Source organism: Paenibacillus sp. NPDC056579 (assembly GCF_042793215.1).
In the GTDB taxonomy this organism is placed as follows: Bacteria; Bacillota; Bacilli; order Paenibacillales; family NBRC-103111; genus Paenibacillus_S.
The window spans coordinates 344,742-365,008 of the sequence record NZ_JBHTVD010000003.1 but is presented as its reverse complement, the minus strand read 5'-3'; the positions used below and the strand labels follow the sequence as shown (position 1 = coordinate 365,008).

The window sequence follows — 20,267 nt, the reverse complement described above, 5'->3', positions numbered from 1 at the left end:
GTGCGCCTGACTTATGAAGCTTAATGAGGGGGACAATAGAGTATGTTTGAATTTGATATGGACGTGGATAGTCTAGCAAAAATAAAGGTTATCGGTGCGGGCGGCGGCGGTAGCAACGCCGTTAACCGCATGATCGACAACGGAGTGAAGGGCGTAGAATTCATTACGGTGAATACGGACGCTCAAGCGCTTCAATATTCCAAATCGGATCAAAAGATGCAGATCGGAGATAAGCTTACCCGCGGATTGGGTGCAGGTGCCAACCCGGAAGTAGGGAAGAAGGCGGCTGAAGAATCTCGCGAGCTGATCTTCAATACCTTGAAAGGTGCCGACATGGTATTCGTCACCGCCGGTATGGGCGGCGGAACAGGTACGGGTGCGGCTCCCGTTATTGCTGAAATCGCCAAGGAATGCGGAGCGCTTACAGTTGGCGTCGTAACGAGACCGTTCACGTTCGAAGGCCGTAAACGCGCAATGCAGGCAGAGCAAGGGATCGCAGCTTTGAAGGAAAAAGTAGATACGCTGATCGTCATTCCTAACGACCGATTGCTCGAGATCGTTGACAAAAAGACGCCGATGCTGGAAGCATTCCGCGTAGCCGATAACGTTCTTCGTCAAGGCGTTCAAGGGATTTCCGACTTGATCGCCGTACCGGGACTTATCAATCTTGACTTTGCCGACGTAAAAACGATTATGACCGAGCGCGGTTCTGCTCTGATGGGTATTGGAGTCGCAACGGGCGAGAACCGGGCTGCAGAAGCTGCTAAGAAGGCGATCCAAAGTCCGCTTCTGGAAACTTCCATCGACGGCGCTCGCGGTGTATTGATGAACATTACAGGTGGTGCCAACCTGTCGTTGTACGAAGTCAATGAAGCAGCGGATATTGTTGCTTCCGCGTCCGATCTGGAAGTCAATATGATTTTCGGTGCCGTTATCGACGAGAAGATGAAGGATGAAATTCAGGTGACTGTAATCGCTACCGGATTTGAACATAAACCGGAAGTTCAACAACAGCGCAGACCTGTTGGCGGTAATACCTCCTCGCAGGAGTCTGCACCAAGTGACAACCGAGGCACAAACAATTTGCGTCCTTTCGGCGGTCAAACGTCAAGCGATCAATTGGATATTCCGACCTTCCTACGCAACCGCGGAAGAAACGGAATGGATAAATAAGCAGTGCCTTAGGTAACCCCAAAGCTCTCTTTCCTGGTGGAAGAGGGCTTTTTTTATTGTTCGATACGACAAGAAGGAAAATGAAAGCAGGTCCCAGAACAAGATTGGCGTAAGAAAAAGCAGGGAGCCGTGCTAGCAAAACTACCAGAGCCTATGAAAAAACTATTGACAACAAAGATGATAATGATTATCATTTACATGTATTTGATAATGAGAATCGTTATCATCTGATTATGCATACGGACTGGGGAGGAACTAGCATGGCAAATGTAATTATGATTTTTGCAAGCATGACAGGCAATACAGAGGATATAGCGGATGCAATAGCAGATGGTGTAGTCGAGGCGGGTGCAGAGCTTGTCCAGAAAAATGTAATGGATAGTAACCCATCCGAGCTGGAACATTATGATGGAATTTTGCTGGGAGCTTATACTTGGGGCGACGGTGATTTGCCGGACGAGTTTCTTGACTTTTATGATGATATGGACGATCTGGATTTAACCGGAAAAAGAGCTGCCGTCTTCGGTTCTTGCGATTCTTCTTACTCGGAATACGGCGCTGCCGTGGACACACTCATTGAAAAGCTGAAGGAGCGTGGAGCGGAGGTTGTATTGGATGGACTCAAGATTGAATTATCTCCATCGAAGGAAGAAAAAGAAGATTGCAAAAATTATGGCAGCCAGTTTGTTCAAGCTTTGAACGGAAATTCGCAATAGCTCTTACATATGAAATGTTGGAATAGATGTTACTTAACGCATGGAGGACCGGAGAAGGAGGGGGCATAAGCCCTCTCTTTTTTCATTAACGGATGACAGCTTATAAACATGATGTACAGTGAGACGGCAGCCTAACCAGCGATTACAGGTCAAGCTTGTCCTCATTATTGCAATCCAAAATCTGACAAAAAAAGTTGCACCTAATCGGCAAGTTTAGACAGACTTTGGAATAAGCTTACTATATACTTGTCTCATTCGCTCAAATCAATGAATGAACCGGCCAAGTGCCAGGAGGGAAACGGGAAATGATCGTATACGTGGATATCATTTTCCTGATCAACATGCTCATTGATGCGGCACTGCTGCTGGCAACGGCAAAATCTCGAAAGTTAACGTTTCAATGGTGGAGGCTTGTATGCTCGGCATGTCTCGGCGGGGTTTATGTCGTGTTCTTGTTTTTTCCGCCGCTTTCCTTTTTGTTCACCTTTGCGGTGAAGTTCCTATTGTCTCTAATGATGCTCCTCATCGCGTTCGGATATGGAGGGATGCAGCATTTCTGGCGGAACGTGGGGGCTTTTTATGTAGTTAATTTTGTAGCGGCCGGTGCTATCGTAGGTGTTCATTATTTTTGGATGTCGTCGGGCGAAGTGATCAACGGCATTTTATTTACTCAATCCGGCGGTTTGGAGCACAGGCTGCAGATCGGGCTGCTGTTCGTTATCGTTGTGCTGTTCTCTTCTATCCTGTTGTATCGTTATGTTCAGCAGGCTGCCAAGCGCAAGGAAGAGATGTCCTCCTATTTTGCCAAGGTGGACGTGCACATCGATGAGTTCGAATCCAGCTGTACAGGGCTGATTGATACCGGCAATCAACTGTACGATCCGCTGACCAAAACGCCGGTCATGGTCATGGAACTCTCCCAGTGGGGAGAAAAAATACCGGAATCGTGGAAGAAACGAATCGAGAAGTCCGAAGTCGACCAAATTGTAGGAGCGATAGGAACCGATGAGTTTGAATGGCAGGATCGGCTCAGGCTGGTTCCATACCGGGGTGTGAACCGAAGCACGCAGTTTATGCTGGCAATCAAACCGGATCGGGTAGTCATCACGTATAACGACAAGCAGTTCGAAACGTTAAAGGTGCTGATCGGACTGGACGGTGGCAAACTGAGCGCGGACAATGCCTATCAGGCGATCATCCATCCTACGCTGCTGCAATCCTCCTGAGAATGAGGCAGTAATCTGAGAGCAGTAAATCATGAGGTATCGGATTAGCCGGAGATGCGACCGAATCAATGTCTTATAACTTGAACGAATCCATTATGCACAATGCTAAGGAGGAACACGAATATGCTCTTGAAGTTGAAGCTCATTCTGCAAATCTATTATTTCCGTCTTTTGCTGTTTCTTGGCCTCAAAGGGGAGGAGATTTACTATATCGGCGGAAGTGAAGCCCTGCCTCCTCCTTTGACACGCGAAGAGGAAGAATACTTGCTGGAGAAGCTTCCTTCGGGAGATGCAGCTATTCGTGCCATGCTGATTGAGAGAAATCTGCGGCTGGTCGTTTATATTGCCCGCAAGTTTGAGAATACAGGAATCAACATCGAGGACCTCGTATCGATTGGCGCGATCGGTCTCATTAAAGCGGTGAACACGTTTGACCCTGAGAAAAAAATCAAGCTGGCCACCTACGCATCTCGCTGTATTGAGAATGAGATCCTTATGTATTTGCGCCGTAACAGCAAAATCCGTACGGAGGTTTCGTTCGACGAGCCCCTCAATATTGATTGGGACGGGAACGAGCTCTTGCTATCGGATGTGCTGGGAACCGAGAACGATACGATCTATCGCAATATCGAGGAGCAAGTGGACCGGAAGCTTCTGCATAAAGCATTGGATAAGCTCTCTGAACGGGAGAGAACGATAATGGAGCTGCGCTTCGGCCTTCAGGACGGAGAGGAGAAGACGCAGAAGGATGTTGCGGATATGCTTGGGATATCGCAGTCATATATATCGCGCCTGGAAAAGCGCATTATCAAAAGGCTGCGCAAGGAATTCAATAAAATGGTGTAAACTGGAAAAAAAGTTTTTTCGCTCCGATGAAAGCGAATCCGCGCTTGATTTGCTTGGAAATTTGCTCCGCTTGCCTTTCCGGCGGTTGTACAGGAAGGTGTGACCCACGCATAAAAATGCAGACCGAGGAGATAATTAACAGTAATGTTTCTCCTTGGGAGGTAATCACGGTGACCCGAAACAAAGTCGAGATTTGCGGTGTGGACACTGCAAAGCTACCTGTTCTTACCAACGCGGAAATGCGTGAATTATTCGTTCAACTTCAAACGAACAACGAGAGAACGGCAAGAGAGAAATTGGTCAACGGCAACTTACGATTAGTGCTGAGTGTCATTCAACGATTCAACAATCGCGGTGAATATGTAGACGATCTGTTTCAAGTCGGCTGTATCGGACTGATGAAGGCAATTGATAATTTTGATCTGAGCCAAAATGTTAAGTTTTCCACGTATGCAGTACCTATGATTATCGGAGAAATACGACGCTATTTGCGTGACAACAACCCTATCCGGGTATCCCGGTCCTTACGGGACATTGCTTATAAGGCGCTGCAGGTTCGCGACAGCCTCACCAACCAAAATTCCCGCGAGCCTACGATTTACGAAATCTCCGAAGCGCTTAATGTGCCTAAGGAGGATGTCGTGTTTGCACTGGATGCGATACAGGATCCTGTCTCCTTGTTTGAGCCGATCTATCATGACGGTGGAGACCCGATTTACGTGATGGATCAGATTAGCGACGACCGCAACAAGGATGTGTCCTGGATTGAAGGCATCGCGCTGCGGGAAGCTATGCGGAAGCTGAATGACCGGGAAAAGATGATCTTGTCCATGCGCTTCTTTGATGGAAAGACGCAAATGGAGGTTGCTGATGAAATCGGCATATCCCAGGCACAAGTTTCCCGATTGGAGAAATCGGCGATATCGCAAATGCAAAAGCACGTAAAAAATTAACCGATCTTGCAATAGTCCGAGACCTGACTCGCCTGGCCAACCGGGAGAGAAGGGTCTTTTTTTCTTGAATATGGACATTTTGCCCAAGTTCTACATATAGTAAATATATAGTATGCGCGAGCATACCAATCGTTGGTCAGTCGGTAAATAATACATGAGAATACGTGGTGGTTGCAGCGTGAAAATATCGGATTTTCAAACCAAGGACGTAATCAATATTGTGGACGGTAAAAAGCTCGGACAAATAACGGATTTGGAATTGGATCTGCGGCAAGGGAGAATCGAATCGATCGTCGTGCCTAATGGCGGACGCTTCTTCGGATGGTTCGGGGGAACAACGGACGTCGTCATCCCGTGGAAAAACATCGTCAAGATAGGCATGGATGTTGTTCTGGTTAAGCTGGACGATGTAAGAACCTACCGGCAGCAGGAGGAAATGGAAGCCGGGCAGGAATTTAACCGGCAATATAGGGGGTAACACCCCGATTCAAGCTGGCAGGCACACTAGAAGACGCCCGATTCACGGGGCGCTTTTCGATGTGTGTTATTTTTTATGTTGTGTTTGTGAGGAATATTGGAACATTTTTGAAGCTTTGTTTTGAGGTTTTGTTTCTCCATCGTGTATACTGGTAGAGAGAGGATATACGGAAATCGAGGGCGAGGGGTTGATTGGATTGGAACCATTTGTCTTGCAAAAGGTGGAGAACGGGTGCGAGCTGTTTTATATAAAAAGCTGGATGAACCAAAATACAGGCTTGACAGCAGGATTTACATCCCGGCTCGGAGGCGTCAGCAAAAGCGAGTTCGGCAGCTTGAACTGCGGCCTTCACGTAAATGATATTCACGAAGACGTGGTAAGAAACAGAGAGAAGCTCGCGGAAGCACTAAGGGTCGGGCTGGATCAATGCACTTATGCGGAACAGGTGCACGGGAACGAGGTACAGATCATTACCCGGGAGCATGCGGGTGCAGGGATTGATTCCAGGGAGCGGGCCATTCAGTCCAAGGACGCTTTCATAACGAATGAGCCGGGACTGTTTCTGCATGCTCTGTTCGCGGACTGCGTACCGCTGTTGTTCTATGATCCGGTACAAAACGCTATCGGCCTGGCACATGCGGGCTGGAAGGGGACTGTTCTGCAAATAGCCAAGAAGACGGTGGAGGCTATGAGTCTCCATTACGGTACGGCGGCTGATGATGTTTTGGCTGCGATAGGGCCATCCATTCGTGATTGCTGCTATGAGGTGGATGAGCATGTCATATCCCGAATCCGTCAGTCCATGGATGAGCTGCAAATTAGAAATGAACAGGAAGACGGCGGTTCTCCGATTTATGCAGATAAAGGAAACGGGAAGTATAACTTAAGCTTGCAACAAATGAACCGACAAATTATGATAAAAGCAGGAATTTTGCCGTCTCGTATCGAAATGAGTAGTTTATGCACAAGCTGCCGAACGGATTTGTTCTTCTCCCATCGTAAAGAAGGCGGAAAAACAGGACGGATGGCGGCATGGATCGGCCTATACGAATAGGCAACATGGAATAGAGGTGACTTCGCGTTTTGCTATTGACGCAATCTATACCCTTAGTGGAAGAACGAATTTCGAATGCGTGCGCACGCGCAGGACGCGACCGCAATGAGGTTCAAATTATTGCAGTAACCAAATACGTATCGCTCGAAACAACCGGTCTCGTCCTTCAGCACGGTCTCCAGCATATCGGTGAGAACCGGTGGCAGGATGCACAAGCCAAATGGGAAGCTTTCGGCGATCAAGGGACATGGCATTTTATCGGACATCTGCAGACGAACAAAGTAAAGGATGTTGTCGGTAAATTTGCCTATATCCATTCATTGGACAGGCTGTCGCTTGCAAAGGAAATCGATAAGAAGGCGGCCGCGCTTGGTATAACAGCACAATGCTTTATACAGCTGAATGTTTCCGGAGAGGAATCGAAGTACGGCCTCCCTCCGGAGGAGTTCGCAGGATTCATTGATGCGATCCGTTCACTGGAGCACATCCGGGTGGTAGGACTGATGACTATGGCGCCTTATGAAGCGGAGCCGGAGGCAACCAGACCGGTATTCCGGGGACTCCGGGAATTGAGGGACGAGCTGAACCGCAACAAGGTGCTTGGCTACGAAGTGCCGCATCTGTCGATGGGGATGTCCAACGACTTCGAGGTCGCGATCGAAGAGGGAGCGACGTGGATTCGTCTCGGCTCCGTACTGGTGGGTAAAGAATAAGTAAGTTTGGACTACGGCGAAATCAAGCGTATGCTTACGATGCAAGTTTCGGCTGCTGCGAAACTCAGTGATGCTTACGAAGCAAGTTTCGCCTGCTGCGAAACTCAGTGAATGCTTTCGACGCAAGTTTCACCTTCGGTGAAACTCTAAGGAGGAGAGGACATGGGCGTAATGAACAAATTCATGAATTTCTTGGGATTACAAGATGAAGAAGAGATCGTGGAGCGGGAACGAGTCGTCGAACAAACCGTAGAAGAACCTGAAACCAATCCATTAGAGCAACGTAAAAATAAAGGAAACATCGTAAGCATACACTCGCAAAAAAATGTCAGAGTAGTCCTGAATGAACCTAAATCGTACGAGGATACCCAGGAGATTGCCGATCATTTGCGTTCGCGGCGTCCAGTTGTCGTCAACCTGCATTTGGTCCGTCCGGATCAGGCGACCCGAATCGTCGATTTCTTGAGCGGAACGGTCTATGCTCTTAACGGATCTATTTCCAAGATTGGTCCGAACATTTTTCTATGTACACCGGATACGGTTGAAATTCACGGGTCCATCTCGGAAATACTGAATCATGAAGGCTACTCTCAATAATTTGAAATCGAGGTGACCAGCTTGTACAACTCTATTGACGGCTACATTTACACCCTTGTTGAAATCTATACATATATGCTGATCGCCTACGTGCTGCTGTCCTGGCTGCCTGCTGCAAGAGACAGCTTTGTCGGCGAAATCCTCGGGAAGCTGTGTGAGCCTTACCTGGGAATTTTCCGTCGCTTCATCCCTCCAATTGGCGGAATGATCGATATTTCTCCCATCATCGCTTTGATCGCGCTAAGATTTGTCGGCGAAGGCATCCGGGCGATTGTGAACTTTTTTGTATAGGTGATTGGAATTGAGCGTAGATAACATTTACTCGCATTTTCACCCGGATGAACACCGCTTTGTGGATAAGGCTGCGGAGTGGGTCGCCAAGGCGGAGCAGCATGACGCGAAGCTAACGGATTTTTTGGATCCGCGGCAAGCTTTTATTGTAGAATCGTTAGTGAACCGAAGTATGGACGTGCAGGTGCGGTTTGACGGAGGGCATGACGGCGCGGAACGAAGAAGAGCGCTCATCGCTCCGGACTACCGGGTGCTGGATGACGAGGACATGGGAATCAGTCTGATCGCAGTATCTTCGCTGGATGATAAGCTGAAGGAGCTGGATCACAGCGATTACATGGGAGCTATTCTGGCACTCGGGATGAAAAGGGACAAAATAGGCGATATTCATGTATCGGATTCGGGCTGTCATTTCCTCGTAGCAAGCGAGGTAGCGGACTATATGCGGCTTAATCTGCAGCAGGTGCACCGGGTGCATGTGCAGACGGAAGCTCTGCCGCTGGAGAAGCTTCAGGCCGCGGACACGAAGCTGGGGGACATCAACCTGTCCGTCGCCTCCATGAGGCTGGATGGGATCGTGAGCGACGTATACCATTTGAGCCGTGCCAAAATCTTGATTCCGATCAAAGCCGGTCGGTGCAAGGTGAATTGGAAGCAAGAGGAGGATCCGAGCAAGCCGCTGAAAGCGGGTGATGTCGTATCAATGCAAGGATTCGGACGGTTTAAGGTGCTGGAAGTTGAAGGCGTAACTAAAAAAGGAAGATTTCGAGTGAAAGTCGGCAAATATGTATAATTGCCGATTTTTTTACCTCATGGGATTGCGGCAGGTTAAAGCGATAAAGCATCGAGAACGATGGAATTACATTTTTTTACGAAACAATGCAGGAAAATGAAGGCTGCTGTCGAATATAGCATTACGCGTCTGACAAGTACTTAATCGGGATGTTGCAAAATATTCAGGAGGTGCAGCAATGGCTTTAACACCGTTGGATATACATAATAAAGAATTTGGCCGTTCGTTCCGCGGTTATGATGAAGATCAGGTAAACGAATTTCTCGATCAAGTGATTAAAGATTACGAAGCGCTTATTCGCGAGAACAAGGATTTGCAAAATCAGCTGGCGACGATTCAAGAGCGGCTGGATCATTTTGCCAATATCGAGGAAACGTTGAGCAAAACGATCATCATCGCTCAAGAAGCTGCTGACGAAGTGAAATCGAATTCCAAGAAGGAAGCGCAGTTGATTATAAAAGAAGCGGAAAAGAACGCAGATCGTATTATCAACGAATCGCTGGCAAAATCGCGCAAAATTGCAGTGGAAATCGAGGAGCTGAAGAAGCAGGCTTCGATTTATCGTACACGTTTTCGCACCTTGCTGGAGGCTCAGCTGGAGCTGTTGGGCAAAGAAGACTGGAGCTCCCTGGAACGGATGGAACTCGAGCATTCCTAATCGGCCGTAGTTCCATTGTGGGCTAAGTTGACTAGGCCTTATTTATTCGCTATACTCCGTAATAGTAAAGTAAAAGATAGCTAAAGCGTTGACTGGGACGAGTACTTTATCTCATGCATGGTTCAGCGAGTCGGGAGCTTGGTGGAAGCCCGTCCTGTGCAGTAAAGGAATATCACCCATGAGCGTCTCTTGAAAACCAGTAAAGAAGATCGGATGATCCCGTTATCGATCGTTGAGCGAAGGCATATTGTCCGGCAACCGGTTCATTGTAATATATGATACTGGAGCGGCAGCGATAGCCTTAATCAGGGTGGTACCGCGAGACTTCTCGTCCCTATGGGGATGCGAGGTCTTTTTTTCATGAATGGAGAAACAGAAGAAGCGAAAGGATTGAAGGAACGATGGATTATGGTAAAACGTTAAATCTGCTGCAGACCGAATTTCCGATGCGCGGTAATTTGCCGCAAGCCGAGCCTAAAATGCAGGAGCATTGGAATGAAATCGATATTTACCGTATGGTGCAGGAAAGCCGCAAAGGCAAGCCGAAATTTATTTTGCACGACGGGCCTCCCTATGCGAATGGAGATATCCATATCGGCCATGCAATGAATAAGATCTTGAAGGACATTATCGTTCGGTTCAAAACGATGCAAGGGTTCGACGCGCCTTATGTACCGGGCTGGGATACACACGGCTTGCCGATCGAGCAAGCTATCGCTAACGGCGGTAAAGTGGACCGCAAAAAGATGAGCGTGCATGAGTTCCGCGAATATTGTAAGGAATATGCGCTTCAATGGGTGGAGAAGCAAAAGGGGCAATTCCGTCGTCTCGGGATTCGCGGCGATTGGGACAACCCGTATATTACGCTTCAGCCGAAATACGAGGCTCAACAAATTCGCGTGTTTGGGCAAATGGTGAATAAGGGCTACATTTACAAAGGTTTAAAGCCGGTATATTGGTCTCCTTCTTCCGAGAGCGCACTGGCCGAAGCGGAGATTGAGTATAAGGATAAGCAATCGACTTCCATTTATGTCGCTTTTCAAGTGAAAGACGGCAAAGGCAAGCTGCCGGAAGATGCGTCTATCGTCATTTGGACAACGACTCCTTGGACGCTGCCTGCGAACCTAGGGATCAGCCTGCATCCTGAATTTGACTATGCTCTCGTACAAGCTGACGGCAGAAAGTTCGTGCTTGCGGCAGGTCTGCTCGAAGCGGCATCCAAAGAAATCGGCTGGACAGACGTAGAAGTGCTGTCGCAATATAAGGGCAGCGAGCTGGAGCATGTGCTGTGCCAGCATCCGTTCTATGACCGCACGTCGCTGGTTATGGTAGGCGAGCACGTTACGCTTGAAGCCGGAACTGGCTGCGTACATACGGCTCCGGGCCACGGTGAGGACGACTTCGTTATTGGTCAACGCTACAATCTGGGCGTATTGTGCCCGGTTGACGATCAAGGGCATTTTACAGCGGAAGCTCCTGGCTTTGAAGGCATGTTTTACGAGAAGGGCAACAAGATTATTACCGACAAGCTTCAAGAATCCGGACATCTGCTGCACATGAGCACGATTCAGCATCAATATCCGCATGACTGGCGGACGAAGAAGCCGGTTATTTTCCGTGCTACCGAGCAATGGTTTGCCTCGGTCGATAAATTCCGTCAAGAGATGCTCGACGAAATCAAACGGATTAACTGGACGCCTAACTGGGGCGAAGTGCGGCTGCACAATATGATTGCCGACCGGGGAGACTGGTGTATTTCCCGTCAGCGCGTATGGGGCGTTCCGATCCCGATCTTCTACTGCCGCAGCTGTAATGAGCCGCTGGTAAACAACGACACGATCGAGCATGTGGCTCAATTGTTTGAAAAGGAAGGTTCCAACGCCTGGTTCCAAAAAGACGAAAGCGAGCTGCTGCCGAGCGGCGCGGTTTGCTCGAAATGCGGACACGACCATTTCCGCAAGGAAACGGACATCATGGACGTTTGGTTCGATTCCGGCTCCAGCCATGCAGCCGTTCTCGAAACTCGCGACGAGCTGCAGTGGCCTGCCGATCTGTATTTGGAAGGCTCCGACCAATACCGCGGCTGGTATAACTCTTCCCTGATTACTGGCGTAGCCGTACGCGGTCAAGCGCCTTACAAAGGCATTTTGAGCCATGGCTTCACGTTGGACGGAGAGGGCCGCAAAATGTCGAAGTCGTTGGGGAATACCGTGGACCCTAACCAGGTTTGCGATAAGCTCGGTGCCGATATTTTGCGCTTGTGGGTTTCGTCGGTCGATTATCAGGCGGATGTTCGTATCTCTGATAATATTTTGAGTCAAATTACGGAAGTGTACCGGAAGATTCGCAATACGCTTCGCTTCCTGCTTGGAAACTTGTCCGATTTCAATCCGGCAGCCGACCGCGTAGCGGCAAGTGAAATGAGCGAGCTTGACCGGTTTGCAATGATCCGATTGAACCGGATGATCGAGCGGGTCATGAAAGCTTATGACGCCTACGAATTCCACATCGTGTACCAAGCAGTCCATCATTTCTGCGCAGTAGAGATGAGCGCGTTCTATCTTGACATCTGCAAAGACCGCCTGTATGCAAGCGCTCCGGCTGATGCTGGACGAAAAGCGGCGCAAACGGTATTATATGATGCGCTCACGGCAATAACTAAATTGATTGCTCCAATTCTGCCACATACAGCGGATGAAGTATGGAAGTATATTCCAGGTGTTGAGCTGGCCAGCGTACAGCTGAGCGAGGCTCCACAAACCGATAGCTCCTTGTTTGATGAAGCGGTAGAGAGCAAATGGGAGCAATTCATCGCCGTACGCGATGATGTTCTGAAGGCGCTGGAAGCGGCGCGCAAGGAAAAAGTAATCGGTAACTCTCTCGGTGCTTCCGTTCACGTGTACCCTGATGCAGCAACGCACCAGCTGCTGCAAGGCTTCGAACAATTGGATCAATTGTTCATCGTATCCGACGTCGTTGTTCACGAAGCGGGTACAGCCGCTCCTGAAGGCGCACATGCGTACAAAGGACATTCGGTGAAAATTGAAGTGGCAGAAGGCGAGAAATGCGAGCGCTGCTGGATTGTCACACCGGAAGTCGGTCACGATCATGAGCATCCGACGCTGTGCAAACGCTGCGCGGGAGTTATCAAGCTGAACACCGGTGCTTAAGTTATAAGCGGGCGCCCGGCAAGGCTCTTCAACAGTCTTGCCGGTTCGCTCGTTACTTTGGTTATAGTGGAGGAAGCTGGTCAAGAATCCTAACAGCGAAATATGTGGGATGGATGGGGCTTTTAAATATCGAAATTAGAAGTCAGCAACACTGGACCTTAATCATAATAATTTTCGTCTTCTATCGATTGCTCGGGTTCCAGCAAGCCCTCACCTTCGCCATTGTGCATGTAGTCCTGATAGGCTCTGTTTCTTACAACGGTGACGTGTTGTCCGTACATGTCCGTAGCCAAAAAGCTTTCAAAGGATTCCACATAGCCGTAGGTTTCTTCGGCCTCTACTTCCATATCGTTATAATCGTCCGATACGTTAGGATTTTCAGCCATTGCCGGGCTGTTGGAGGTACCCCAGCTTTCGACGATCTGCCATGCATCTTCGCCGTCGAACTGGTTTTGCTCCGGAAGCTCGTCCAGGCTTGTTCGGCCGAAAGGCGGTGCCAAAAGCTGTTCTTCCACCGGACGCCTTTGAGACAAGCTCGGATCCGGCACATGCTCAACGCAATAAGCGGTCGATGGAATGGCTTTGAGTCGTTCATAGGATATAGGTGCTCCGCACGTGCGGCAGTAGCCGTATTCACCCTTCTCGATCCGTGACAAGGCATCATTGACATCCATCAGATGGCGTTCCCGGTTTTCATGCAAGGCAATGTCCTTGCTTCGTTCAAACATTTCGGAGCCTACATCGGCCGGATGATTGTCATTGGTCGATAGTTCGCCGGTTTGGTCGCGCATGGAATCGTGAAGACCGAAATGATCGTTTTCTTGCATATGCGTTTCGAGCCATTGCCGTTCTTCCTGAAGCATGGTTTCCAATTGTTCCAGCTGACGGGAATCCAATGAGTTCGGGTGATTCGTCATAAGAGACGCCTCCTTTTAGAAATCACAATACTCCTATTTTTTGCGGGAGCTTTTCTTTTTACATAGGAAAATCATTGTATCCCAGGAAGCGATAAGGAGATGAAACATTGATTTATTACATCTATGCAGTGATCGTGCTGATTTTGGACCAGGTTACCAAGTGGCTCATTGTCAACAATATGACGATTGGCGAGTCGCGGCCGGTCATCGGCGAGTTTTTCCAAATAACATCCCACAGAAACCGCGGGGCCGCATTTGGCATTTTGCAGGATCAGCGCTGGTTCTTTATCGTCATTACGATCATTATCGCTGCGGGAGTGATTTGGTATTTGCAAAAAACGCGCAAGGAAGGCCGCAAATTGCTTCCTTTCGCTTTGGGCTTGCTGCTTGGCGGCGCATTGGGCAATTTTATCGACCGGGCTTTGTTCGGAGAAGTCGTCGATTTCCTGCAATTCCGGTTTCAATTCAATTGGTTCGGAACTCATGTAGATTATACGTATCCGATCTTTAATGTGGCCGATTCCGCTATCGTGGTTGGAGTCATTCTCATTTTCGTCGATTCGTTAATCAGCTGGAGAAATGAAAAGAAAGGCGCGTAACGAAAATGTCAGTTTCCGATCAGGATCAAGAACAAATGGATAATACGCTGGAATGGACAGCGGAAGCCGGAGACCGCGGCGAGAGGATCGACAAATTCATTACCGAATCGCTGGAGGAGGAGGTCTCGCGAACTCAGGTCCAGCAATGGATCAAGGACGGGTATCTCAAAGTAAACGGCGGCGAAGTGAAAGCGAACTACAAGCTGGCTGAAGGCGACAAGCTGCTGCTGACGATACCGGAGCCTGAGGAGCTGCGTCTGGAGCCTGAAGCGATTCCTCTCGATGTAGTGTACGAAGACTCGGATGTCATCGTAGTCAACAAACCGCGGGGGCTCGTAGTCCATCCTGCGCCTGGCCATTACAGCGGCACGTTAGTGAATGCCCTGTTGTATCATTGCAAGGACTTGTCCGGTATTAACGGTGTAATGAGGCCGGGCATTGTGCACCGCATCGACAAGGACACGTCCGGCTTGCTGATGGCGGCCAAAAACGACCTGGCTCATGCCTCTCTCGCCGCGCAGTTGAAGGAGCATTCGGTCAACCGCAAATATTTGGCTGTAGTTCACGGGAACGTTGCTCACGATCATGGAACTATCGAGGCTCCGATCGGGCGCGATCCCCATGACCGCAAGCTGTACACCGTGACGGAGAAGAATAGCAAGCGGGCGGTAACCCATTTTGTCGTTCTGGAGCGGTTCGGCGATTACACGCTGGTGGAGCTGAAGCTCGAAACCGGCCGTACGCATCAGATTCGGGTTCATATGAAGTTCATCGGGCATCCTCTGGCAGGAGACCCTGCCTATGGTCCGGCCAAAAACAAAAGCATCACAATGGAAGGACAGGCGCTGCATGCGGCGATCCTCGGATTTGTTCATCCAAGAACGGGAGAGCAGCTGCAGTTTGAGGCTGAAATGCCCGAGGATATGAAGCATCTGCTTCATGTGCTAAAAAATCGATAAGGACGGATCGAAGTCATGGAACATTTGATTAACCCCAAGGTTAAGGATATTCAAATTTCGGGAATCCGGAAAATCTCCAATCTGGTCAGCACGTATAAGGATGCACTTACCTTAACGATCGGCCAGCCGGACTTCCCGACTCCGGATCATATTATGACGGCCGCCAAAGCAGCGATTGATGCGCACAAAACAACGTACACCCCTAACCCGGGAATGCTGGAGCTGCGTCAAGCCGCCGCGGCCTTCGTGAAAAGCAAATATGACCTTACATATAAGCCGGAGACGGAAGTCATAGTAACGACCGGGGCCAGCCAAGCGCTTGATATTACGCTTAGAACCATTTTGGAGCCGGGCAGCGAGGTGATCCTGCCGGGACCGATTTATCCGGGGTATGAGCCGCTGGTGCGTTTATGCGGTGGAGAGCCCATTTATGTCGATACAAGAGCAAACGGGTTTAAACTGACGGCGGACCTGCTGGAGCCTCACATAACGGAAAAAACGCGATGCATCATTTTGTGCTATCCGTCCAACCCGACAGGCCGGGTGCTGAGCGAGGAAGAGCTGAACGAGATTGCGCGGCTGCTTGAGAGCAAATCCATTTTTGTAATCTCCGATGAAATTTACAGCGAACTTATATATGATCAGCCTCATAAATCATTGGCGACTATCGGTACGATGAGAGAGAAGACAATTGTCATTAACGGGCTGTCTAAATCGCATTCGATGACCGGCTGGCGTATTGGATTTACATTCGCACCTGAGTATTTGTCGCAGCATATGGTAAAGGTTCATCAATATAATGTGACTTGTGCCAGCTCGATCAGCCAATATGCGGCTCTGGAGGCATTGACCAACGGTGTGGACGATGCGCTTCCAATGAAGCAAGCTTACATTCAACGTAGAGATTACGTCTATGACAGGTTGACGAAGATGGGATTTGAATTGGAGAAGCCGGAGGGAGCCTTTTATTTGTTCCCGTCGATCGAACGGTTCAAGCTAAGCTCCATGGATTTCACGATGAAGCTGCTGGAAGAGCAGCGGGTTGCTGTCGTTCCGGGCGATGCGTTCTCCATTTATGGCGAAGGATATATCCGTATTTCGTACGCTTATGCAATGGAAGTGCTCGAGCAAGCAATGGATCGCATGGAGACCTTCGTGCGCACATTATAAACAGAAGGATGCAGGGAAGTGATTCCTGCGTCCTTTTTCTTTTTACCGGGTAACAATAATTTAAGCGGAAGAAAAAGGGGATTGACGTGAAACCAAAAGGTTTCGTATAATACAAAATGAAACCAAAAGGTTTCGCATTTAGTTGCATCAAAGAAGCAATCTTATTGTTGAAGAAAGGAACCGCTATTCATGAATGAGGCGTTACTGAAGAAGCTTCGCTACAAAGAGGGAAGAGCCCTGGTAGTCAACGCTCCTGCAGGGTACAAGCTGGGAGTAGAGGGCACGGATACAGCGGAGGGGTTGTACGAGTTTGTGCAGCTGTTTGTAAGCAATGCGGAGGAATTGAAGGAGCGGCTTCCTCAGGTTACACCGTTGTTGAAGGAGGATGCATTGTTCTGGATCACTTATCCGAAGCAAAGCTCGAAGCTCAAAACGGATATTAACCGGGATGTTTTATTCACACTGGTCGCCGAGCTGTCTCCATACCGGTGTGTCAGCAACGTAGCCGTCGATGAGACATGGTCTGCGCTGCGGTTTCGTCATCAGGATAAAGTAAAAACGAAAAATTAGGAGGATGTTTATGAGCACTAATACCGTACCCGATATTCGTCAAACCGTTACATTGAATGCACCGATTCAAAAAGTCTGGAGTGCAGTGGCAACCGCCGATGGAATAGGCGCCTGGTTTATGCCGAACAATTTCGAGCCTGTGCTCGGATACGAGTTCCATTTGAAAGCCGGTCCTTTCGGCGATTCGCCTTGCAAAGTAACGGAGCTTGACCCGCCAACACGGCTTTCCTTCACATGGGGGAAAGACTGGACGCTTACCTTTGAACTAACCGAGCTCGAAGGCAAGACCGAATTCACCCTGATTCATTCCGGATGGGATATAGATAAAGTAACCGAATTCGGTGAAACGCACCAAGTCGTGCACGAAAGAATGTCCAACGGCTGGATCGGTATCGTGCAAAAGCTGAGAACGATCATTGAAGACTCGCAATGAGCTCCGCTTCGCCCAAGGTTGATGTATTCCAGGCGATTGCCGATCCGACGCGGCGGAAGTTGTTAAATCTGCTGGTGGAGGAGGAGAAGCCCGTTACGGTACTCAGCAGCCATTTCCCAATGAGCCGAACCGCCGTATCGAAGCATCTTCGCATCTTGTCGGATGCAGGTCTTGTGAAGGAAAGAAAGGTAGGGCGCGAGACGCGTTACCGGCTGGATACCGAGCCGCTGCTTGAATTGAAGCGCTGGCTTGCCTTCTACGAGAGGTACTGGGAGAATAAGATGGCCGCGCTCAAACGGTTTGTTGAGGCCGATGAAAGTGGTCCATCGTCTGGAACGATCGAACTGGTGGAGAATCGTAAGCCGTCGGAGAGCGGGGGAGAATGACCGAACGGATCGCTCTGTTCCGTATGTACTGACGTAAAAAAACGGATGTATGAACGACTCTGGTACTCGGTCGTTTGAAGGTCATAATATAAAACCGCTCATGGAGAGGATTGGAGTAAGTAATATGTATCCATCCTCGTCAATGAGCGGTTTTGTTTATTGTTGTTCGTCCGACTTCCAACGGAAGTATCGGCTTATGGTGTCGATAGCTAGGTCGATAGCCTGTTCATTAGGCTCGATCTTGGCATGATGCAAGCCGTAAGGAGTATCGACGCCGAGCCAGAACATGAATCCGGGGATCGTCTCCAGGAAGTAGCCGAAGTCCTCGCCCGTCATCGCTTCGGTGCATTCAATGACCTGCATGAGCCCGTTGTCGCGAACCCAGTCCATGAATTCCGCCGTCGTCTCCGCATGGTTGAATACTTGCCGGTAGTTCGCCCCGTAATCGATATCGACCTTGCATTGGAACGCGGTTTCCATACCGGCTGTCAACGCTTCGATGCGGGATTTAATCAAAGTCATTGTTTCCGCGGACAAGGTGCGGATCGTTCCTTCAAGACGCGCCTTCTCTGCGATGATATTTTGCTTGGTGCCGCCGTCGATCTTACCGATGGTAATAACGGCCGAATCCAACGGATTGACATTGCGCGATACGATCGTCTGCAGCTGGGTGACAAGCTGACAAGCTGCGATAACCATATCATTGGCATTATGCGGAAACGCGGCGTGCCCGCCTTTGCCCGTCAGGTCAATGAACAGCTCGGACGTATTGGCGAACAAAATGCCAGGCTTGGTCGCTATAGTCCCGACAGGATATTCGGGAGCAACATGAAGCGCTACGATCTGATCCGGCATCCAATCTCGAAGCTCCTCACATTCAAGCATCGGCTTCGCACCGCCCGGCCCTTCCTCTGCAGGCTGGAAGATGAATGTGATATCGTCGCGGATCGGCTGATTGACGATATGGGTCAATACGCCAAGTCCGATAGACATATGCACATCGTGTCCGCACGCGTGCATATAGCCCGGATGGGTGGAGCGGAACTCATAGCCCGTATCCTCCGCAATCGGAAGTCCGTCCATATCGGCACGATACCCTAATCGGCGGGTTGGCGCCGTGCCTTTGACGTTAACAAGGATGCCTGTTCGCCAAGTGCGGACTTCGATTCTCTCCTGGGGGAGTGTGCAGATATAATCGAGCAAATATTGCTGTGTCTTGAATTCGGCAAAGCCAGCCTCGGGAATTTTATGCAGGTCGCGCCGAATGGATACGAACCGGCTTGGCGATGCGACAGTGCTAGTTGTAGAGTTAGACATGTAAAGAGCTCCTCCTAAGCAGGATGGTATTACGATTGTACTTCATACGCACAGCGCGTAATCGCGCAAAATTTCTATCCTTGACGCAGCGTATTCCTTAAAAGCAGATGATCCTATACAAAAAGCCCGGCGATAATCGCCGGGCCCTTGCAGAGGGCACCTAGCCTTACAGGGTGCGCAGGTCTTGAAGAATTTCCGTTTTGGACTTCGTTTTAGCGTCAACGGTTTTGATCACGCGAGCTGGAGCTCCGGCAACAACCGTATTTTCTGGAACGTCGACAGTTACTACTGCGCCAGCTGCTACTACGGAGCCTTTGCCGATACGAACGCCTTCGAGGATAACCGCGTTAGCGCCTACGAGCACGTCGTCTTCGATAACAACCGGTTGAGCTGATGGAGGCTCGATAACTCCGGCAACAACAGAACCGGCGCCGATATGGCACATAGCTCCGATTTTGGCGCGGCCGCCTACTACCACGTTCATGTCGATCATAGTGCCGGCACCGATGGATGCGCCGATGTTGATCGAAGCGCCCATCATGATAATGGCATTGTCGCCGATAGCTACTTTATCACGGATAATAGCGCCCGGCTCGATGCGAGCGTTGATGTTTTTCAAATCCAGCATAGGGATGGCGGAGTTGCGGCGGTCGTTCTCAACGACATAGTCTTCGATTTTGGCTTGGTTCTCGTCCAAAATGCGCTTTACTTCCGTCCACTCGCCGAATACGACGCCGCTTTTGCCGGAAATAAACGATTGTACGGCGGAGCCGAAGTCAATGGATTCCAGATCGCCTTTTACATATACTTTCACTGGGGTTTTTTTCGTGCTGGTTTTAATAAAATTGATAACTTCTTCTGTATTCATTTCCAACATCTTAGGTTCCAACTCCTTATGTAAAATAACGGGTGACTGTCCATATGCCGCCCGGTGAAATCATTCCTTTTCTTTATAGCATAAAAGCGGGGTTCTAGCAATGCGCCTCGACATACATCGACAGTTGCTATTGACAGCGGGTGTCGAACATGGGATAATGCTTGTAACTGAATAGCACCTTTAAAATCAGTCCAGAGAGGCTGGCAAGGTGAACGATTGGATGGAACGGGATTCCAGAGATAGGCAGCAGTCTGCGCGTACAGACTCTCTATCCTCATGCCCGCTTCTCTCCTTGTGTCCGCAAACCTTGCCTAAGTGCAAGGTTTTTTTTGTGGGATTCAATCGCTAGCCTAACACTATTCATTGATGCA

22 protein-coding genes and 1 other annotated feature are annotated in these 20,267 nt (G+C 49.4%); of the genes, 19 read left to right on the top strand and 3 right to left on the bottom strand.

Annotated features, from left to right (window positions below):
* Positions 1–42 precede the first annotated feature (42 nt).
* The 13 genes from ftsZ (at position 43) to ileS (ending at position 12,668) form a co-directional block, all read left to right on the top strand.
* Entirely contained in the window at positions 43–1,173 is a 1,131-nt protein-coding gene (ftsZ, locus tag ACFQ88_RS14245; protein WP_239626933.1) for a cell division protein FtsZ, read from the top strand.
* Between the two features lie 260 nt (positions 1,174–1,433).
* On the top strand, positions 1,434–1,889 hold the full coding sequence (locus tag ACFQ88_RS14240) for a flavodoxin (RefSeq protein ID WP_239626932.1): 456 nt from the start codon (positions 1,434–1,436) through the stop codon (positions 1,887–1,889).
* 305 nt (positions 1,890–2,194) lie between these two features.
* The gene (spoIIGA, locus tag ACFQ88_RS14235; protein ID WP_379454547.1) at positions 2,195–3,115 is read left to right on the top strand and encodes a sigma-E processing peptidase SpoIIGA; all 921 of its coding nucleotides are present in this window, start codon (positions 2,195–2,197) and stop codon (positions 3,113–3,115) included.
* Between the two features lie 123 nt (positions 3,116–3,238).
* Complete coding sequence (gene sigE, locus ACFQ88_RS14230) at positions 3,239–3,961, top strand: RNA polymerase sporulation sigma factor SigE (protein WP_239626930.1); 723 nt, start codon at positions 3,239–3,241, stop codon at positions 3,959–3,961.
* A gap of 170 nt (positions 3,962–4,131) precedes the next feature.
* Positions 4,132–4,914 carry an RNA polymerase sporulation sigma factor SigG gene (gene sigG, locus ACFQ88_RS14225; RefSeq protein ID WP_079910477.1) on the top strand — a complete coding sequence of 261 codons (783 nt, stop codon included), beginning with the start codon at positions 4,132–4,134 and terminating at the stop codon, positions 4,912–4,914.
* 178 nt (positions 4,915–5,092) lie between these two features.
* A complete protein-coding gene (locus tag ACFQ88_RS14220; RefSeq protein ID WP_239626929.1) occupies positions 5,093–5,392 on the top strand; it encodes a YlmC/YmxH family sporulation protein in 300 nt (99 codons plus the stop codon).
* Between the two features lie 196 nt (positions 5,393–5,588).
* Positions 5,589–6,446 carry a peptidoglycan editing factor PgeF gene (gene pgeF, locus ACFQ88_RS14215; RefSeq protein WP_379454546.1) on the top strand — a complete coding sequence of 286 codons (858 nt, stop codon included), beginning with the start codon at positions 5,589–5,591 and terminating at the stop codon, positions 6,444–6,446.
* A 29-nt stretch (positions 6,447–6,475) separates the two neighbouring features.
* Positions 6,476–7,159 (top strand): YggS family pyridoxal phosphate-dependent enzyme, encoded by a 684-nt coding sequence (locus tag ACFQ88_RS14210; protein WP_379454545.1) that lies wholly within the window; start codon positions 6,476–6,478, stop codon positions 7,157–7,159.
* Positions 7,160–7,321: 162 nt separating this feature from the next.
* Positions 7,322–7,756 (top strand): cell division protein SepF, encoded by a 435-nt coding sequence (locus tag ACFQ88_RS14205; protein ID WP_239626924.1) that lies wholly within the window; start codon positions 7,322–7,324, stop codon positions 7,754–7,756.
* Between the two features lie 21 nt (positions 7,757–7,777).
* A complete protein-coding gene (locus ACFQ88_RS14200; protein ID WP_239626921.1) occupies positions 7,778–8,047 on the top strand; it encodes a YggT family protein in 270 nt (89 codons plus the stop codon).
* Positions 8,048–8,057: 10 nt separating this feature from the next.
* The gene (locus ACFQ88_RS14195) at positions 8,058–8,840 is read left to right on the top strand and encodes a YlmH family RNA-binding protein (RefSeq protein WP_379454544.1); all 783 of its coding nucleotides are present in this window, start codon (positions 8,058–8,060) and stop codon (positions 8,838–8,840) included.
* A 178-nt stretch (positions 8,841–9,018) separates the two neighbouring features.
* Positions 9,019–9,498, top strand: coding sequence for a DivIVA domain-containing protein (locus ACFQ88_RS14190; protein WP_239626916.1), 480 nt, complete (start codon positions 9,019–9,021; stop codon positions 9,496–9,498).
* Between the two features lie 79 nt (positions 9,499–9,577).
* Positions 9,578–9,837 (top strand) — a binding site (T-box leader).
* A 62-nt stretch (positions 9,838–9,899) separates the two neighbouring features.
* Positions 9,900–12,668 carry an isoleucine--tRNA ligase gene (gene ileS, locus ACFQ88_RS14185; RefSeq protein ID WP_379454543.1) on the top strand — a complete coding sequence of 923 codons (2,769 nt, stop codon included), beginning with the start codon at positions 9,900–9,902 and terminating at the stop codon, positions 12,666–12,668.
* 158 nt (positions 12,669–12,826) lie between these two features.
* Here ileS and ACFQ88_RS14180 read toward each other — a convergent pair whose 3' ends face one another.
* The gene (locus tag ACFQ88_RS14180) at positions 12,827–13,585 is read right to left on the bottom strand and encodes a TraR/DksA C4-type zinc finger protein (protein WP_239626912.1); all 759 of its coding nucleotides are present in this window, start codon (positions 13,583–13,585) and stop codon (positions 12,827–12,829) included.
* A 107-nt stretch (positions 13,586–13,692) separates the two neighbouring features.
* Between ACFQ88_RS14180 and lspA the strand changes: the two genes are divergently transcribed.
* The 6 genes from lspA to ACFQ88_RS14150 all read left to right on the top strand — a co-directional run bounded on the left by lspA (position 13,693) and on the right by ACFQ88_RS14150 (position 17,702).
* Positions 13,693–14,184: a signal peptidase II gene (gene lspA, locus ACFQ88_RS14175; RefSeq protein ID WP_379454542.1), complete on the top strand. Its 492-nt coding sequence runs from the start codon at positions 13,693–13,695 to the stop codon at positions 14,182–14,184.
* 35 nt (positions 14,185–14,219) lie between these two features.
* Positions 14,220–15,143: an RluA family pseudouridine synthase gene (locus tag ACFQ88_RS14170; RefSeq protein ID WP_239635489.1), complete on the top strand. Its 924-nt coding sequence runs from the start codon at positions 14,220–14,222 to the stop codon at positions 15,141–15,143.
* A gap of 15 nt (positions 15,144–15,158) precedes the next feature.
* The gene (locus ACFQ88_RS14165) at positions 15,159–16,313 is read left to right on the top strand and encodes an aminotransferase A (RefSeq protein ID WP_379454541.1); all 1,155 of its coding nucleotides are present in this window, start codon (positions 15,159–15,161) and stop codon (positions 16,311–16,313) included.
* Positions 16,314–16,502: 189 nt separating this feature from the next.
* Positions 16,503–16,883: a hypothetical protein gene (locus ACFQ88_RS14160; RefSeq protein ID WP_239626906.1), complete on the top strand. Its 381-nt coding sequence runs from the start codon at positions 16,503–16,505 to the stop codon at positions 16,881–16,883.
* Between the two features lie 4 nt (positions 16,884–16,887).
* On the top strand, positions 16,888–17,316 hold the full coding sequence (locus tag ACFQ88_RS14155; RefSeq protein ID WP_379454540.1) for an SRPBCC family protein: 429 nt from the start codon (positions 16,888–16,890) through the stop codon (positions 17,314–17,316).
* Positions 17,313–17,702 (top strand): ArsR/SmtB family transcription factor, encoded by a 390-nt coding sequence (locus tag ACFQ88_RS14150; RefSeq protein ID WP_239626901.1) that lies wholly within the window; start codon positions 17,313–17,315, stop codon positions 17,700–17,702. Before ACFQ88_RS14155 ends, ACFQ88_RS14150 begins: the two co-directional genes overlap by 4 nt.
* A 156-nt stretch (positions 17,703–17,858) precedes the next feature.
* Here the strand turns inward: ACFQ88_RS14150 and ACFQ88_RS14145 are convergent, their stop codons facing one another.
* Both ACFQ88_RS14145 and dapD read right to left on the bottom strand, forming a co-directional pair.
* Positions 17,859–19,019, bottom strand: a complete 1,161-nt coding sequence (locus ACFQ88_RS14145) for an N-acetyldiaminopimelate deacetylase (RefSeq protein WP_379454539.1) — start codon at positions 19,017–19,019, stop codon at positions 17,859–17,861.
* A gap of 166 nt (positions 19,020–19,185) precedes the next feature.
* Positions 19,186–19,896, bottom strand: a complete 711-nt coding sequence (gene dapD, locus ACFQ88_RS14140; protein ID WP_239626896.1) for a 2,3,4,5-tetrahydropyridine-2,6-dicarboxylate N-acetyltransferase — start codon at positions 19,894–19,896, stop codon at positions 19,186–19,188.
* Positions 19,897–20,267: the final 371 nt, after the last annotated feature.

Excerpts from the sequence above, each read along its gene's own strand:
- ACFQ88_RS14155 (WP_379454540.1), top strand. The coding sequence starts at position 16,888 with ATGTTTATGAGCACTAATACCGTACCCGATATTCGTCAAACCGTTACA.
- sigE (WP_239626930.1), top strand. The coding sequence starts at position 3,239 with ATGCTCTTGAAGTTGAAGCTCATTCTGCAAATCTATTATTTCCGTCTT.
- ACFQ88_RS14145 (WP_379454539.1), bottom strand. The coding sequence starts at position 19,019 with ATGTCTAACTCTACAACTAGCACTGTCGCATCGCCAAGCCGGTTCGTA.
- ACFQ88_RS14150 (WP_239626901.1), top strand. The coding sequence starts at position 17,313 with ATGAGCTCCGCTTCGCCCAAGGTTGATGTATTCCAGGCGATTGCCGAT.
- dapD (WP_239626896.1), bottom strand. The coding sequence starts at position 19,896 with ATGTTGGAAATGAATACAGAAGAAGTTATCAATTTTATTAAAACCAGC.
- ACFQ88_RS14180 (WP_239626912.1), bottom strand. The coding sequence starts at position 13,585 with ATGACGAATCACCCGAACTCATTGGATTCCCGTCAGCTGGAACAATTG.
- ACFQ88_RS14190 (WP_239626916.1), top strand. The coding sequence starts at position 9,019 with ATGGCTTTAACACCGTTGGATATACATAATAAAGAATTTGGCCGTTCG.
- ACFQ88_RS14170 (WP_239635489.1), top strand. The coding sequence starts at position 14,220 with ATGGATAATACGCTGGAATGGACAGCGGAAGCCGGAGACCGCGGCGAG.
- ACFQ88_RS14160 (WP_239626906.1), top strand. The coding sequence starts at position 16,503 with ATGAATGAGGCGTTACTGAAGAAGCTTCGCTACAAAGAGGGAAGAGCC.
- ACFQ88_RS14240 (WP_239626932.1), top strand. The coding sequence starts at position 1,434 with ATGGCAAATGTAATTATGATTTTTGCAAGCATGACAGGCAATACAGAG.
- ftsZ (WP_239626933.1), top strand. The coding sequence starts at position 43 with ATGTTTGAATTTGATATGGACGTGGATAGTCTAGCAAAAATAAAGGTT.
- ACFQ88_RS14165 (WP_379454541.1), top strand. The coding sequence starts at position 15,159 with ATGGAACATTTGATTAACCCCAAGGTTAAGGATATTCAAATTTCGGGA.
- ACFQ88_RS14205 (WP_239626924.1), top strand. The coding sequence starts at position 7,322 with ATGGGCGTAATGAACAAATTCATGAATTTCTTGGGATTACAAGATGAA.
- spoIIGA (WP_379454547.1), top strand. The coding sequence starts at position 2,195 with ATGATCGTATACGTGGATATCATTTTCCTGATCAACATGCTCATTGAT.
- ileS (WP_379454543.1), top strand. The coding sequence starts at position 9,900 with ATGGATTATGGTAAAACGTTAAATCTGCTGCAGACCGAATTTCCGATG.